This window comes from Streptomyces sp. NPDC001714, assembly GCF_042892755.1.
Taxonomy (GTDB): domain Bacteria; phylum Actinomycetota; class Actinomycetes; order Streptomycetales; family Streptomycetaceae; genus Streptomyces.
This window is the reverse complement of the sequence record NZ_JBIAUL010000004.1, coordinates 86,529-101,239: the sequence shown is the minus strand read 5'-3', so window position 1 is coordinate 101,239 and position 14,711 is coordinate 86,529. Positions and strand designations below refer to the sequence as shown.

The following is a 14,711-nucleotide window of genomic DNA, read 5'->3' as shown; positions in this document are numbered from 1 at the left end:
TTCCGTAGAACCTTTTGGGCTCGTCATGGGTTCGTAAAGCCGGGCTGGTGGGTTCCCCCGCAGCGTGGGGCCGCAACTCGGGTTGAGGTGTGCATTTGACGCGCATGTCCGCCCGGTGGCGCGAAGAAGGGCCGTTCGGCCCTATCGGAGCCGGGTGCCTCACGGCCGACCATGGGGCGGCGACCGGGAAGGGCCAGGTCCACTCCCGCACTTCTGGTCCTTCCCGGCTCGCCGACGACACCGACTGACGGGGAGGACGCCGTTCGGGCCACGAGACACAGCAGTCGAGGACAGCGCTGCTGCGCTGCCGCGTCCCATTGCCGTGACAGACGGGCAACTGGATGTGCGGCGCGGGCGCGCCCCGGTCTGCCCGGACGGAGTGGGCGGACGGGGCGGGTCGCCCGCAACGACTACGCCGTCGCCCTGTCAGGTCCGTAGGCGCGTTTGCGGGCCGTGCGGTAGACGGCCTGGCTGGATTTGGCGCGGGTGAGTGCGGCCAGGTCCTCGAAGAAGTTGAGGTAGGCGTACGGGTCGCCGCGCACTTGACGCTCCGCCAGGGCGTACGGGCGTACCACCTCCCAGGTGCGCAGGAGTCGGTAGTGGGTGGCCAGGAAGACCAGGTCCTCGTCGACGACGCGGAACGCCACCAGGTAAGCGAGCATCTGGTAGAAGGCGCACACCTGGTAGACGTCGTCGCGGATGGGCTGTTCGAGGCCGCTGATGCCCAGGTCGGCCCCCTCTCCCGACGCGAGGTCCGCCCATAATCGCTCTTCGCGGTGTACGAACTCGGCCGACCGCCACTCCCTGAAGAGGTCTAGTACGAGCGGCAGTTGGTTGGAGTTGTTCATCAGGCGGATCTGGCGCAGGGTGAGCAGGAGGGTCACCCCGATCGCGGTCATCGAGAGGAGCAGTGTCACCACGTTGACGAGCAGCGTCTCGCTGTCCATCCGTCAAGACTGGCATCGGGGTACGCGGGTGACAACGGTGGGGACGACAAAGCCGAACCGGGATGTGGGGGGGCGAACATGGCGACGGCTCTGGTGGTGCAGAACGCCGAGTACGGAGGGCCCGGGCGGTGGGGCCGGTGGCTGGCCGAGGGCAGGGTGGGCGTGGAGGTGGTGCGGGGGTATGCGGGGGAGGTGCTGCCGGGGCGGCTGGAGCATCAGGGGCTGGTGGTGCTGGGCGGGGCGATGCTTCCGGACGACGACGAGCGGGCGCCGTGGCTACCGGGTGCGCGGGCGTTGATGAGGCAGGCGCTGGACGGGGGCGTGCCCGTGTTCGGGATCTGCCTCGGGGGCCAGATGCTCGCGCAGGTGGCGGGCGGAGAGGTGGCGGGCGGGTACGGCGAGCCGGAGTTCGGGAGCACCGTGCTGACCTTGCGGGCGGAGGCTGCCGAAGACCCGCTGTTCCGGGGGCTGCCAGAGCGTCCTACGGCGATCGAGAACCACGTGGACGCCATCGTGCGGCTGCCCCCGGGGGCGCACTGGCTGGCCAGCAGCGAGCTGTGCCCCTATCAGGCGTTCCGGGTCGGTGACGCGGCCTGGGGCGTGCAGTTCCATCCGGAGACCGGACCGGAGCGCATCGCGCAGTGGCCTGAGGGCCGGGCCGAGCGATATGGAGTGGACCGGGAGGAACTGCGCCGGGTGGCGGTGCGGGACGACGCGGCCGCGGCCCCGGTGTGGCGCGAGGTGGCGCTGCGGTTCGCCGCGCGTGTCAGGGGCGATGGTGCCGCGTAGCAGCCTCACATCTGCGGGTCCACCGAGCGCAGCATTCCCAACCAGCCCTGACTCTGGCGGAGTTGTTCGTCCGTGATGGGGTCCGGGCTGAAGTGCATCAGGCTGTTGCGGAAGTTGCGGCATTCCTCCAGTGCCGCGAGGAGGTATTCCTGGTCGATGCCCCGGCCGAGCGCCGCCCAGTTCTCCGGGACCCGGAGCAGACCCTCCTCCGCAGCCTCCGCCTGCCCATGAGGAGTTCACCCGGCGCTTGCGTGAGGCCGACCGACCAGGCACCCGCCAACGGGAGAGCCCTGCCGTCCGTAAGGAACCGGCAGGGCTCTCGCGTTTGTACGAGCGTCAGAAACCCCGCTGGACGAAGCCCACCCATGCCTCACGCGACACCGTGAGGACGGGCCCGGTGACGGCTTTGGAGTCCCGGACGTGCACAACTGCCGTAGCAGCCGCGACCTCTACGCACTGACCGCCCTCGGCTCCGCTGTGGCTGCTCTTGAACCAGGCGAGGCCGGATGCCACGGTCGAGGACTCAGCGTTGTTCATAGCGATCCCAGCAACCCTTCGATCAGCTCCAATGACTCTCGTGAGGCGAGAGCCTGTGATCGGATGATCCCATAGCGTGCGGCAGCGAGAGTCGTCTGCGCGGGGTCGGTCTGAAGGGCGCTGGTTCCCTGCGCTTCCGCGTACACGAACTTCTTCCCGTCCTGCCGCGAGACGACTGTAAACGGCCCGTCCACGCCCGCGTGTTGCTCGCAGTCAAGCGGCATCACCTGGATCTGGACGTTGCGCTTCTGACCGATCAGGAGGAGCTGCTCCAACTGTCCGCGCAGCACATGCCTTCCGCCGAGACGTCGCCGCAGCACCGACTCGTCCAACACGAAACCCAACAGGGGTAGGGGCCGCCGGTCGAAGATGTCCTGTCGGGCCAGGCGAGCCGCCACCCGCTGCTCGATGGTTTCCCCGTCCAGGGGCGGGCGCCGCATTTCAAGAAGCGCCCTCATGTATTCCTCGGTCTGGAGCAGGCCGTTGACGACGAGCGTGTCATACATGAGCAGCTCAACGGCCTCCTTCTCCAGCGCCGCCATCCCCTGGAAGAACACCGGATACTGCGCCCGCTCCAACTGCTCCTTCCACAGACACAGCAACCCGTCCGCACCCAGCACCTCATCGGCCCGGTCCACCGCCCGAGGCGACGGAATCCTGCGCCCCTGCTCGAACGAGGCGACCGTCGCGGCCGAGTACCCGATCCGCCTGCCGAACTCCGCGCGGTCCAGCCCCGCCCGGGTCCGCAGCGTCTTCATCGTCTGCCCGAACGCAACCACCACGCGCGCCGCCTCGTCCTCGGGCCGCCGTCCCGCCCCGTCGTCCGCGTCCCAGCCGTCCCCGAGGCCCACCGCAGTCTCGCCCTCCGCCACCCCGACCGCCGTACCCTCCGACACCGACCACCGCCCTCCCCGGCCCAACGCCCCCGCAGGGATCGCCGTCACGCCGCGCGCCTCGTACCCGTATTGGCACCGCGCGTACAGTCGCCCGCGCCGGTGCGTGACTCATTCGTAACGCTACGCGACCGCTGACACCGTTATCCGTCCAACGGCGAGGTCCGTCAGGTCAGCCTGCCGTACCTCGGTGGTGTGCCGGTCGACAGGACGTGCCGTATCTCCGTCGCGACCCGTCGGCGCAGGCTGAGGTCGGAGTCCTGGGAGAGGAACCCGCGATGACAGGTGGAGACGACCCGCTCGTGCAGTGCCAGCCGCTGGTTCGTCGGGTCGTCGGCCGGGTCTTCCGGGGCGTACACGTCGGTCGCGTAGCCGCCCAGCAGGCCGCTCCCCAGGGCGTCGAGCACCGCCGCCGGATCGACGAGCCGCCCCCGGGCCGTGTTCACCAGCAGGGCTCCGGGGCGTGCGTGGCGGAGCAGATGACGGTCGATCAGTCCCTCGGTGGTGTCGTCGAGGGAGGCGTGGACCGTCACCGTGTCCGACTGGCCGAGGAGTTCCTGGAGGGTGTCGGTCGGACGCACGCCGTGTGCCGTGATCGCGTCGGGGTGAACCGCGGGGTCGTAGGCGAGCACGGTGCCGTAGAACAGGCTCGCCTTCCTGGCGACAGCACTGCCTATGCGGCCGAACCCGATGATCCCCAGCGTCGACCCGCCGAGTCTCCTGGGGGCGCGGTCGGCGCGGGTGTCCCACTGTCCGCGGCGGATGATCCTGTCCTGGGTGCAGATCCCGCGTTCCAGGGCGAGCATCAGCGCCAACGCGTGGTCGGCGGTCTCCTGGATGCAGTAGTCCGGCACGTGGAACGAGGGGATGCGCAGTTCGCGCAGTGCCGCGAGGTCGATGTTGTCGGTGCCGACGCCCTGCCGGGCGACGACCTTGCAGCGTCCGGCGTCCGCGAGGGCGGCGATCAGGTCCCCGGTGAGCCGGGCGCGGTGGACGACCACGGCATCCGCCGTACGGAGCCAGTCGCGGAACCGGGGTCCGGAGGTCTCGAAGCCCTCCTCGCCGTCCTCGCGCGGCAGCCCCAACCGGATCTCCGCGGCGGCTCCGAACACGTCCCGTTCCACGGCGTCCCGCGCATCGTCGCCGCGGTCGGCTCCTGCTCCGGAGTCCGCCGCCGTTTCGCCGAGCGCCCAGGACGGGTCGGTGTAGGCGACAATCACCTTGGTCACGTCTCTCCTCGGTGGTCAGGCCGGCCAGATGACGACGCCGGCGTCGGTGACGGTGCACAGGCCGCCGTCCGCACGCCGCCACCAGCGGTTCCCGGCGGCGTCCCGGAAGGCGATGTCCACGTACGGCCGGGCGCCGATGGGCGTCGTGGAGGCGAGGTTCGTGTCCGTCTCCTCGCCGGGGCGCATGAGGAAGACCGATCTGACGCAGGTGCTGCCGTCGACGGACGGGCTCTGCCCGAGCTGTTCCCCGCTGACCCGTACGACCACGTCGAATATCGGCTCGTCTCCGGCGTTCCGGCAGATGACGTGGATGTCCCGGCCCGACCAGTCCTCCGGCCAGGCGCACACGCCGGAGACCCGGTCGCGGGCGGTGTGCTGCGACTGCTCGCGTCGCTCGGCCTCCAGTGCGCGCACTCTGGCCCGGTCGCGCCGCAGTGTCTCGAAAGCCGCGGTGAGCACGGCCACGTTGCCTATCGCGCCGACCCAGTCGGGCACAGATCCCCAGTCCGTCACCCAGTGCACCCCCGTGCCCTCTCGTCGGTGGCTACTCGAATCTTCGCCGGGCCCGCTGGCCCGCGCCCGGCTGGTCGTCCAGTGGGTCCGCCTTCGCCCAGATCTCGTTGTAGAGGATCATGAAGGGGATGATGAGGGACCACTCCGTGCCGTTCTCCACGATGAGCTGGGGGCTCTGCCAGCCCTGGGCGTTCTGGCCGTTGCCCAGAATGACCTCGTGGCCGTAGTGGGACAGGATGAGCTGCCGTCTGTCGATGATGACCACCCGGAACAGCGAACGGTCGTTCATGAGGCGGACGCTGAGGGTCCGGGCGAAGGCACGCTGCAGCTCTGCCAGGGAGTCCAGAGCACGCTCGTCGGTGTTCCGGGAGATCAGGAACCTGACCTCGCCCTCCCGCCGTGACAGCCGTTCCAGCTCCGTGGCGAACCAGGTCTCCGAACGCCACTTCCCTGCACCGTAGCCCATGAAGTGCAGGGACGTCTGTGCCTGGCGCATGCACGTCTCCGGCCGGACCAGCTCCTCGGTCAGGGTCTCCGTTCCGCCGACGACCCCGAACATGCTGAGCACCCGTGCGAGTCGTGCGAGCTCCTGTACGCCGTCGAGGGGGCTCCGTTCCTGGGTCATGTCTCGGCGCTGGACCGTGAGCCGCCGCCGAGGACGGTCTTCTCCAGATGGTCGAGGTCGGCCGCCCCGAACCCGTCGGTGTTGTCGAGCACAAGGTCCGCGCAGTCCCGTACCCGCTGGGGCGAGGACGCCAGACGGGCCGCCAACTCGACCGGGTCGCACAGGAGTTCCGGCGATCGTGCCAGCAGCCTCGCCCGCCTGACCTCCGGATCGCACACCACGAGGACCTTGCAGAGCCGGTCCAGCGGTTCGGTGCCGGGCCGGATGCTCGACGCGTTCTCGATCAACGCGTCGTTGCCGCCGAACACCCCGATCCCGTGTGGGGGCACGCGAGGGAAGGCGTAGTGCTCGGCTCTCTCCGGGCCGAGCACCTTCTGCCAGCGCAGCAGCAGCTTTCCCTCGGAATCCAGGCGGTCGAGTTCGGCCGCGGTCACCGACCTGTTCTCCCAGGGGGCGTCGTCCTTTCGAGCGGGACGAGTGGTCAGCCGGCCGGGAAAGACGACATCAGGCCTGTTTCCCAGACGACTTCGCAGGATCCCGAGAAGTGTCGATTTCCCGGCTCCTGAGGCACCCAGTACGACGGCGCCCGCGCGCCCCGGGAATTCCACCGTGGATCACTCTTCCGGGAGGCTCAGGTAGCGGAGCAACTGAAGGGCGCTGCGGTCCTCGGAGATGCGTCCGTCGAGAGCGGCCCGGGTCACTTCCTCCTTGGAGTACCAGGACGTCGAGATGTCCTCGCCCGCTTCCAGGCTCTGCCCCGCACTGAGCACGTCCCACCGCGTGGCCACGAAGTAGTGCAGGTCCCACTTGACGGTGGCCCCGCACACGGACGTGGCCAGGTGGCGGAGATCGAGCGGTTTCAGGCCGACCTCCTCCTCGGACTCGCGGACGGCCGCCTTCTCCGCCGCCAGCCGCTCGTCGGCCGCCGTCCGCAGGAACCGCTCGTACTCCGGGAGCGTGTCGAACACCTTGCCGCCCGGCAGGCGCAGGTCGTAGGCGTCCAGTTCGTGCCGGTACTCGGTGGTCAGCAGGATCCTGTCCCCGGCGTCGAAGACGATCCGCGTGCCAGGGCCCCTGCGGGCCAGTTCGAAGACCTTCCGCCGCCCCTCGACGGAGACGTCCTGCTCCACGATCTCGATCAGCCTGCCGCGGTAGGTGATGCGCTCGTCATCCACCTGGATCGCGTTCACGTGCCCGTTCTCTCCTGTCTCTGGTCAGTATCCCTGCCCGGCCCAGATGCGATCGGTCGTCGCGGCTTCCCTGGGCCGGGAGTGTCTCTTCATCGCGGCCGCCAGTCTGCCGTCGTGCTCGGCGAGCAGTGCGACGGCCTCGCGGTGGGCGGGGGTGTCGTACGACGACGACGCGTCGACGCTCTCCAGGGCCGCGAGTACGGCCTTGTCGTCGATCTCCCCGGCGGCCGCCTCGGCGAGCCGTCCGATCATCGCGGCGGTGAGAGCCTCAGCGGAAATGCGGGCGTCCCACTCGCCGCCGGCGAACACCTCGTCACGAAGCGCCTCGATGGCCCGTCGGTCGTACAGATACCAGCGGAACTCCGTGCTCCCGAGTTCCTCCCAGAGCCGCCACGCGCCCGACGGGTAGACGTTGAAAGGGGCGAAGGCCTGCACGGGATTGTTGAACTGGTCGTTGTAGATGTGGGACACGAAGGCAAGGTATTGCGCCGGCAGCGGCGGAGTGGCTTCGCCGGTGCCGGCGAAGGGTGAGGCGTCGACGTACGACCTGATGCGCTCCCGCTCTTCGAGCAGTCGTGTCTCCACATATCCGGCCGGTTCTTTCTCCTCGCTTCCGGCGGACCAGTAGACCCGGCTGGCCGCCGCCGCGACCGGCGCGGCCTTCGCGATGCTGTGCGCGTAAAGCCGGTGGTAATAGGCGGGGCGCCGGTCCATCTGAGGGAAAAGGGAGCAGTCCACGGCCCGGTAGTCATGGCCCGAGACACGTAACAGATTTGCCGCGAAATGAATGTGCGTCATGCTGTCCATGCGGCCTCCAGCTTTTTTCCGCGGGGATTCTTCCTGGACAACGCGCGACGGCGGGGAGCCGAGCGTAGCGCAGCCGCAGTGAAGGGGCACAGAGGTCGTACCCGTACCGGCGTCGTGCGTACAACGGCGTTCGTCGGTGCGTCACCACTGGTCACGCTACGCCACCGTCGGGACCCTTATCGGCATGACGAGCAACCCCCACAGCTCCACTACCCCCGCCCAACTCGACGCCCTCACCGTGCACTTGTCCACCGCACCCGACGGCTCCGCCGACCATGCGTTCGAGATGCGGTTCACCTCCCCCCCGCGCGGAGCGCGCCTCGCCCGCCGCCTCACCGCCGTCCGGCTCGACGCCTGGGGCATCCCGTACGACACCACACCCCACGACGACATCGTGCTGATCATCGCGGAGCTGACCGCCAACGCCGTACGGCACGGGCATGTCCCCGGCCGTGACTTCCACCTTCGGGTGCACGCGCCGGCCGACGCCGGCCTCGTACGGGTCGAGGTCAGCGACACCCGCGCGGAACGCGTCCCGCGCAGCCTGGGCACGGCCGGTGCCGAGGAGGCCGGCCGCGGCCTGCTTCTTGTGGCGCACCTCGCCGCCCACTGGGCCTGGCACCCGCGCCTCGACGGCCCGGGCAAAACAATCTGGGCGGAGTACACACTTCCGGCGCCCGAGGTGGCTGGACGGTGAGGGGCGCGGACGGATACGTACCCGCGCCACAACGCGTGCGGGGGCTGGAGGAGGAGACGGCCATGTCCCACGCCAACATCCGCATCTCCGCCGAAGCCCGTGACCGGCTCGCCCGGACAGCGTCCTCCGAAGGCATGTCCCTGCGGGGCTGTCTGCCCCAACTCGCCGAGACGCTGATCACTCCGGAGGAGCGCGCGGAGCGGGCCGAGCAGGCTCGGGCTGCGCGCTTGTTTCGTCCGACCGTATGCGGCCCGGCACGGCGGAGCACCTGTCGAAATGCACACCGCCGCTCGGATTGAACTCCGCGACGGTTCTTGATCGTTGCGGTACGCACTCGGAAGGGGGCTGAACAGATCCTCCTCGGTGGCGTCGTAGAACTGGCTCTGTGGCATACGTCAAAACGTGCTTGATCGCCCTGCTGGACACAGCCGAGGTCAGCCGCGGGAACAGGGCGTTGTGACGCTCTCTGCGGGCCAGTCCAGCACGGTGAGCTCGGGCCATTGTTCCTGCCACCGCGCTGTCTTGGTCTCATAGACCGAGCGAGGGGCGAGTACGGGGTTCGGCCGGACGACGAGGTTGAACACGTCCGAAAGGCCGTGCGGCGCGTACACGCGCCACCGGCCGTCGGTCTCCAGCCGGACTCCCAGACAGCACGTCGTGGCGGCGAAGCTGTCGATCGCCGCCTCGGTGGAGTCGTACGGCGGACACGCCACTCCGAACTTGTCCTCGTACCAGAGGTGAACCCGTGCCTCGTTCCGGATCTCGACCTCTGCCGGAAGGTCGGCGAACACCTCCCGGCCGGTCCTGATCACGGCGTCCTCCGCTTCCCAGGACAGCCGGCCGGCGTCGAAGTAGAAGACGTCGTAGTCCTTGATGCCGTGGGTCGGCGGTCTGTCCGTGACCACGTTCCACACGGTCTGGAACAGGCATCCCGCCGTCACGTACCACCCAGGCAGATCCAACCTCGCGGTCCGCGCCAGCACCTCCGTCAACACGTCGTTCCGCGACAGCACCGCACGCAGGGAATCCAGTTGCTCGTCGAGAGGGAGTCGGCTGATCACCGTCCCTGCGTACCACACGGTTCACCCGGGAAGGTACGCGCGTGTCAAGTGGGAGCGGCGATTCTCGCCGGCCGAAGCACCGGAACCGGCGGATGTCCCGGTAGCGGTCGCGGAGCACGCCACGCCCGGGACAACTGATGCTGGACGGGTCCCTGTGACGCAATGGACTGCTCGACCACGCACAACCTTCCGGAACGCCGCCGGTCTAAACAGGCACACACCTACGCGAACTACCGGGGGGTAGTCATGCGACGACTGGGTACTGCACTGGCCGCGATGTTGCTGGCGGGCGGCGGCCTGCTGGCCGGCACTGTTCCGGCGGTGGCCGCGACGACGGCCGTGGACTGTGCCGTGACGTGGGGAAGCCTGGACAAGACCGGTGACTCTGCTGCCGGCAGGCGGCTGACCGACGTACGGACCGGACAGCACGAGTGCTTCGACCGGCTGGTCTTCGATGCCGCGGGCACGTCGGCCGCCCCGATCGGCTACTCCGTCCGCTACGTCGACGTACTGCACCAGGACCCGAGCGACGTCGTGGTTCCGATCAAGGGCGGAGCCATTCTGGAGATCTCGCTGTTCTCCCCGCGCTACGACCCGGCGACCGGCCAGCCCTACCCGTCGCTGCCGTCCGTCGACGTCACCGGGTACCGGACCTTCCGCGAGTTCAAGGTCACGGGCGGCTCCGAGGGCTACACCCAGGCGGGCCTGGGCGTCCGCGCCCGGCTGCCGTTCCGGGTCTTCCAGACGGCCAACCATCTCGTGGTGGACGTGGCCCACACCTGGTGACCCCGTACGGCGGCCGGGGTGTGTTTCCACCGAGGCCGACAGGGATTCGCTGGAGAGCCGGTAGTGCATCCCGCCGGCTCCGCGCGGTTCGTGGTTGACGCCAACACGGCTGCAGAGAAGCGGCGACGGGTACGACGACGGGATTCCCCGGCCGGCGGCTCGGGGCAGTTCTTGGCGGTCAGCAGCGGGCGGCTGGGGACGGCGGGAGGCCGGGCCGAACACAACGGCGGCTTGGCCGGCGTAAGGAGTTCGGCCCAGGTCCTCACCCCGCTGACAGACTCGGGCGGAAGGCTGAAGGGCCAGGTCCGTTCACGCACTGGTCCATTCACGCACTTCTGTTCCTTCCGCCACGGTCGACGGGTTCCAGTGACGCCTGCCTGCGCTGGGTGGTCCGCCAGGTCGTGTGCGGTTGCTGGTCGCCGACGGCGCGCAGGAGTCGGAAGCCTTCCTTGAAGCGCGTCGGACCCGGCGGAAGGGCATCCGCTCGCTCGCTTCGGTGTCGAGAGCCGCGGCCAGAAGCTGCCGAGGACCGGACGCCGCTGTCGCAACCGCTTGGAAGGAAGACCTGAACTGGTAAGCGAGAGAAGGGAGTTCGATCGTAGGATGTGCCGCGAATGACGCCCGCCCAGGCCGAAGGACGTACACGACTCATGACCGACCCCGTGCCGACGCCCGAGCCGGCGGAGCGGCAGCAGAAGATCGACACGTCGGTGCCGCACTCCGCCCGTATCTGGAACTACTGGCTCGGCGGCAAGGACAACTACCCCGTCGACGAGGCGGCCGGTGACGCGTACACCGAGGTGTTTCCCGGGATCGTCACCATCGCCCGCTCCAGCCGCGCCTTTCTGCGCCGGAACATCGCGTATCTCGTCTCCGAGGCGGGTATCCGGCAGTTCCTGGACGTCGGTACCGGGCTTCCTACCGCGCAGAACACCCACGAGGTCGCCCAGGGGCTCGCCCCCGACGCGCGGATCGTCTACGTCGACAACGATCCGATGGTGCTCGCCCACGCCCGTGCGCTGCTCACCTCCACCGAGGAGGGCGCGACCGCGTACATCGACGCCGACGTGACGGATCCGGAGCGCATTCTCGAGGTCGCCGCGAAGACGCTGGACCTCGGTCGTCCCACCGCGCTCATCCTCAGCAACATCCTGGGGCACGTCGCCGACTACGAGCAGGCCCGTTCCATCGTCACGCGGCTGATGGACGCCCTGCCCTCGGGCAGTTACCTCTCCGTCAACGACGGGTCGCGCGGCATCGACCCCGTCTTCGAACAGGCCCAGGACGCCTACAACAACAGCGGCGCCGTTCCGTACAACCTGCGCAGCATCGATGAGATCACCGCGTTCTTCGACGGTCTGGAGCTTGTCGAACCCGGTGTCGTCTCGGTGACCGAGTGGCGGCCGGAGTCCGGGTCGGGTGTTCCGCAGGTCGTTGCCGAGCACGGTGGGCTTGCGCGGAAGCCGTGACGGCGGGAAGGGCGGGCGGAGCCCCTCCTGGTCCATCCCGTCGGCCACGGAACTCGGGGCAGCTGCCCAACCTGATCGGCTCCGGGCCCCTCATCGACAACCGCCCTGTCGTGCGCCTCTCCTGGATCGCCTCTCCTAGATCGCCTCGCCTCCCCGGATCGCCCTGCCTAGCATGAAAAGGACGCCGCTGACCCCGGCGGTGTGTGTTCCGCGCCGGCGAAGGGTGAGAGCCGTGAGTACCTCCCACGACGAGCAGAAGCGGTCGGGGTCGGCAGAGCCGGGGGGCGGGGAGCGGGTGGGGCCCAGGCCTGACGGGGAGCCGTTCTTCCATCCGTACCACCATCCCGCCGCGGGCTGGGGCGCCGCCAAGAGCGTGAGCAAGTTCCTGGTGCGGGAGCGGGCGCTCCTGGACGGGCCGCGGGCGATCATGAAGATGAACCATGAGGGGGAGGGGTTCGACTGTCCCGGATGTGCGTGGCCCGACGACACGAAGGGGCTGCGGCTCGATCTCTGTGAGAACGGGGTCAAGCACGTCACCTGGGAGATGACCCGGAAGCGGGTCGGGCGGGAGTTCTTCGCCGCGCACTCCGTCGGGGAGCTGTCCGAGTGGAGTGACTTCGCCCTGGAGGATCAGGGGCGGCTGACCGAGCCCATGGTGTACGACGGCGACTCGGACCATTACGTGCCGATCAGCTGGCGGGACGCGTTCGACCTGGTCGGGGGCGTGCTGCGGGGGCTCGACCATCCGAATCAGGCGTCCTTCTACACCTCCGGGCGGCTCGGCAACGAGGCCACCTTCCTGTATCAGCTCATGGCCCGCGAGCTCGGGACGAACAACCTTCCGGACTGTTCCAACATGTGCCACGAGGCCAGCGGGCGGGCCCTCACCGCCTCGCTCGGGACCGGGAAGGGGACCGTCGACCTGCAGGACTGGGATGCCACCGACGCCCTCTTCATCATCGGCGTGAACGCCGCGTCCAACGCACCCCGGATGCTCACCGCCCTCGCCGCCGCCTACCGACGCGGTGCCCAGATCGTGCACGTCAACCCGCTGATCGAGGCGGCCTCGCGGCGGACGATCATCCCGCACGACTTCCTGGACATGGCGGCCTGCCACTCCACCCGCACCGGAACCCTCGACCTCCAGGTGCGCGTCGGGGGTGACATGGCGCTGCTGCGCGGCATCTCCAAGGCCGTCCTCGACCAGGCCACGGCCGATCCCAAGGCGCTCGACCAGGAGTTCATCGACCGGTACACGAGCGGGTTCGAGGACTACCGGAAGGTGTGCGAGGCCACGTCCTGGGAGGAGATCGAGCGGCAGTCCGGCGTCAGCCGTGCCGACATCCTCCGCGCGGCCCGGGTCTACCGGGACGCCGACCGCAGCATCATCAGCTGGTGCCTCGGTGTCAGTCAGCACGAGCACGGGGTCGACACCGTACGGGAGATCGTCAACGTGCTGCTGCTGCGCGGCAACCTCGGGCGGGAGGGCGCCGGCCCCTCGCCCGTGCGGGGGCACAGCAACGTGCAGGGCAACCGCACGTGCGGGATCGATCACCGGCCGACCGGCCAGTTCCTGGACCGGCTCGCCGCGGTGTGCGAGATCGATCCGCCCCGGGAGCACGGGCTCGACACCGTCGGCACCATCCAGGCGATGCTCCGCGGCGACGTCAAGGTGTTCGTCGGCATGGGCGGCAACTTCGCCCTCGCGGCGCCCGACACCCGGGCCACCTACGAGGCCCTGCGCACCTGCGAACTCACCGTCCAGGTGAGCACCAAGCTCAACCGCAGCCATCTCGTCCACGGCCGGCAGGCGCTGATCCTGCCCTGCCTCGGCCGTACCGAGAAGGACCATCAGCGGTGCGGCGTCCAGGGCACCTCGGTCGAGGACTCGATGAGCATGGTGCATCTGTCGGTCGGGATGAAGAAGCCCGCCTCTCGGCAGTTGTTGTCCGAGCCCGCCGTCATCGCCGGGATCGCCCGCGCGGCGCTTCCCGACAGCACCACGCCCTGGGCCTGGTACGTCGAGGACTACGACCGTATCCGCGACACCATGGCCCAAGTCCTGGACGGATTCGAGGACTTCAACCGGCGGGTGCGGCTGCCGCTGGGCTTCCGGATCCGGCAGCCCGCGCGGGAACTGGTCTTCCGCACGGCCTCCGGGCTCGCCGAGTTCTCCTCGGCGCCGCTGCCCGACGTCGTCCCCGCGCCCGGGACCCTGGCGCTCGGCACCATGCGCTCGCACGACCAGTGGAACACCACCATCTACTCCGACAACGACCGCTACCGGGGGATCAAGAACCTCCGCACCCTCGTCTTCATGAACCCCGCCGACATGCGCGAACGCGGCCTCGGGGAGTTCGATCCGGTCGACATCACCAGCACCGCCAAGGACGGCAGCACCCGCACCCTGAACGGCTACCTGGCCATCCCCTACGACCTGCCCCGCGGCTGTGCGGCCGGGTACATGCCCGAGATGAACGCGCTGATCGCCCTGTGCGACTACAGCGAGCAGAGCGACCAGCCGCTGATGAAGCACATCCGGGCGACGATCGGACCGGCCGCCGCCCTCACTTGAAGGGCCTGAGGGATGTGCCGCCCGCGCCGTCCCGTTCCCGGCCGGGGGCCGGTGCCGCCGGCCGACCGGCCGACGCGGTGCGTCGCCCCTCGCGCAGCCGCCCAGCGGGCCCACTCCTGGTCCAGGGCGCGCCGGCGGACGCCGTACTCCAGGACGAGCCGGCCGCACTCGGCCATCGCGTCGCGGTCCCAGGCCTCCGTATCGCGCAGCGCCACCAGGTTGTCGTACTCCTCGGCCGCGGTGTCCGCGTACCGCAGGAGCCGCTCCGCCGCGTCCTCGGGGGGCAGGGGGACCCGCCGGGAGGCGGCCGACACCACGCCGGCCTCCTGAGGGTTCAGGCGCTCCGCTCCGGCGCCGGACCGGTGAGCGCGTCCCGCAGGCCCGCACCGGCGGCGACTGCCGAACGCCCGGGCGCCACGGTTCTCGAGGCGCCCGGCCGTCATGCCGTCCACGTGTCACGGCCCGAGGTGGTCGTCGATGTCATCGAACGGGCCACCGCCACCGGTTGAGACACCCGGCGGCCCGAGTCATGCATGTGGGACGCCTTGTGTGCGTACGCTGTTCACCGCGCGGAACACATCGGCATCCCCGCG

At 69.5% G+C, this 14,711-nt stretch carries 16 protein-coding genes; 5 read left to right on the top strand and 11 right to left on the bottom strand.

Going from position 1 to position 14,711, the window contains the following annotated elements; all coding sequences use genetic code 11:
- Positions 1-410: 410 nt before the first annotated feature.
- Positions 411-947 carry a hypothetical protein gene (locus ACFY0P_RS12120; protein WP_388910354.1) on the bottom strand — a complete coding sequence of 179 codons (537 nt, stop codon included), beginning with the start codon at positions 945-947 and terminating at the stop codon, positions 411-413.
- Positions 948-1,025: 78 nt separating this feature from the next.
- Here ACFY0P_RS12120 and ACFY0P_RS12115 point away from each other — a divergent pair, with 78 nt between their 5' ends.
- Positions 1,026-1,736: a type 1 glutamine amidotransferase gene (locus ACFY0P_RS12115; protein ID WP_388910351.1), complete on the top strand. Its 711-nt coding sequence runs from the start codon at positions 1,026-1,028 to the stop codon at positions 1,734-1,736.
- Between the two features lie 336 nt (positions 1,737-2,072).
- On the opposite strand, the gene ACFY0P_RS12110 is transcribed toward ACFY0P_RS12115, so the two are convergent.
- From ACFY0P_RS12110 to ACFY0P_RS12075, 8 genes are all read right to left on the bottom strand, one after another.
- On the bottom strand, positions 2,073-2,273 hold the full coding sequence (locus ACFY0P_RS12110; RefSeq protein WP_388910349.1) for a DUF397 domain-containing protein: 201 nt from the start codon (positions 2,271-2,273) through the stop codon (positions 2,073-2,075).
- On the bottom strand, positions 2,270-3,169 hold the full coding sequence (locus ACFY0P_RS12105; RefSeq protein WP_388910346.1) for a helix-turn-helix domain-containing protein: 900 nt from the start codon (positions 3,167-3,169) through the stop codon (positions 2,270-2,272). The genes ACFY0P_RS12110 and ACFY0P_RS12105 overlap by 4 nt, the downstream gene beginning before the upstream one ends.
- A gap of 164 nt (positions 3,170-3,333) precedes the next feature.
- Positions 3,334-4,395, bottom strand: coding sequence for a C-terminal binding protein (locus tag ACFY0P_RS12100; protein WP_388910343.1), 1,062 nt, complete (start codon positions 4,393-4,395; stop codon positions 3,334-3,336).
- Positions 4,396-4,410: 15 nt separating this feature from the next.
- Positions 4,411-4,908: a hypothetical protein gene (locus ACFY0P_RS12095; RefSeq protein ID WP_388910341.1), complete on the bottom strand. Its 498-nt coding sequence runs from the start codon at positions 4,906-4,908 to the stop codon at positions 4,411-4,413.
- A gap of 31 nt (positions 4,909-4,939) precedes the next feature.
- Positions 4,940-5,533 (bottom strand): hypothetical protein, encoded by a 594-nt coding sequence (locus tag ACFY0P_RS12090; protein ID WP_388910338.1) that lies wholly within the window; start codon positions 5,531-5,533, stop codon positions 4,940-4,942.
- Positions 5,530-5,967, bottom strand: a complete 438-nt coding sequence (locus ACFY0P_RS12085; RefSeq protein WP_388910336.1) for a hypothetical protein — start codon at positions 5,965-5,967, stop codon at positions 5,530-5,532. Before ACFY0P_RS12085 ends, ACFY0P_RS12090 begins: the two co-directional genes overlap by 4 nt.
- A 180-nt stretch (positions 5,968-6,147) precedes the next feature.
- A complete protein-coding gene (locus tag ACFY0P_RS12080; RefSeq protein ID WP_388910333.1) occupies positions 6,148-6,723 on the bottom strand; it encodes an NUDIX hydrolase in 576 nt (191 codons plus the stop codon).
- A gap of 24 nt (positions 6,724-6,747) precedes the next feature.
- Positions 6,748-7,437 (bottom strand): hypothetical protein, encoded by a 690-nt coding sequence (locus ACFY0P_RS12075; RefSeq protein ID WP_388910330.1) that lies wholly within the window; start codon positions 7,435-7,437, stop codon positions 6,748-6,750.
- 277 nt (positions 7,438-7,714) lie between these two features.
- On the opposite strand from ACFY0P_RS12075, the gene ACFY0P_RS12070 reads away from it, so the two are divergent.
- Positions 7,715-8,227: an ATP-binding protein gene (locus ACFY0P_RS12070; protein ID WP_388910328.1), complete on the top strand. Its 513-nt coding sequence runs from the start codon at positions 7,715-7,717 to the stop codon at positions 8,225-8,227.
- A gap of 434 nt (positions 8,228-8,661) precedes the next feature.
- Here ACFY0P_RS12070 and ACFY0P_RS12065 read toward each other — a convergent pair whose 3' ends face one another.
- On the bottom strand, positions 8,662-9,288 hold the full coding sequence (locus ACFY0P_RS12065; RefSeq protein ID WP_388910326.1) for a nucleotidyltransferase family protein: 627 nt from the start codon (positions 9,286-9,288) through the stop codon (positions 8,662-8,664).
- A gap of 246 nt (positions 9,289-9,534) precedes the next feature.
- Here ACFY0P_RS12065 and ACFY0P_RS12060 point away from each other — a divergent pair, with 246 nt between their 5' ends.
- From ACFY0P_RS12060 to ACFY0P_RS12050, 3 genes are all read left to right on the top strand, one after another.
- The gene (locus ACFY0P_RS12060; protein WP_388910324.1) at positions 9,535-10,074 is read left to right on the top strand and encodes a hypothetical protein; all 540 of its coding nucleotides are present in this window, start codon (positions 9,535-9,537) and stop codon (positions 10,072-10,074) included.
- A gap of 650 nt (positions 10,075-10,724) precedes the next feature.
- On the top strand, positions 10,725-11,543 hold the full coding sequence (locus ACFY0P_RS12055) for an SAM-dependent methyltransferase (RefSeq protein WP_388910322.1): 819 nt from the start codon (positions 10,725-10,727) through the stop codon (positions 11,541-11,543).
- 232 nt (positions 11,544-11,775) lie between these two features.
- The gene (locus tag ACFY0P_RS12050) at positions 11,776-14,118 is read left to right on the top strand and encodes an FdhF/YdeP family oxidoreductase (protein ID WP_388910320.1); all 2,343 of its coding nucleotides are present in this window, start codon (positions 11,776-11,778) and stop codon (positions 14,116-14,118) included.
- On the opposite strand, the gene ACFY0P_RS12045 is transcribed toward ACFY0P_RS12050, so the two are convergent.
- Positions 14,043-14,435: a hypothetical protein gene (locus ACFY0P_RS12045; RefSeq protein WP_388910318.1), complete on the bottom strand. Its 393-nt coding sequence runs from the start codon at positions 14,433-14,435 to the stop codon at positions 14,043-14,045. The genes ACFY0P_RS12050 and ACFY0P_RS12045 overlap by 76 nt on opposite strands.
- Between the last annotated feature and the right edge of the window lie 276 nt (positions 14,436-14,711).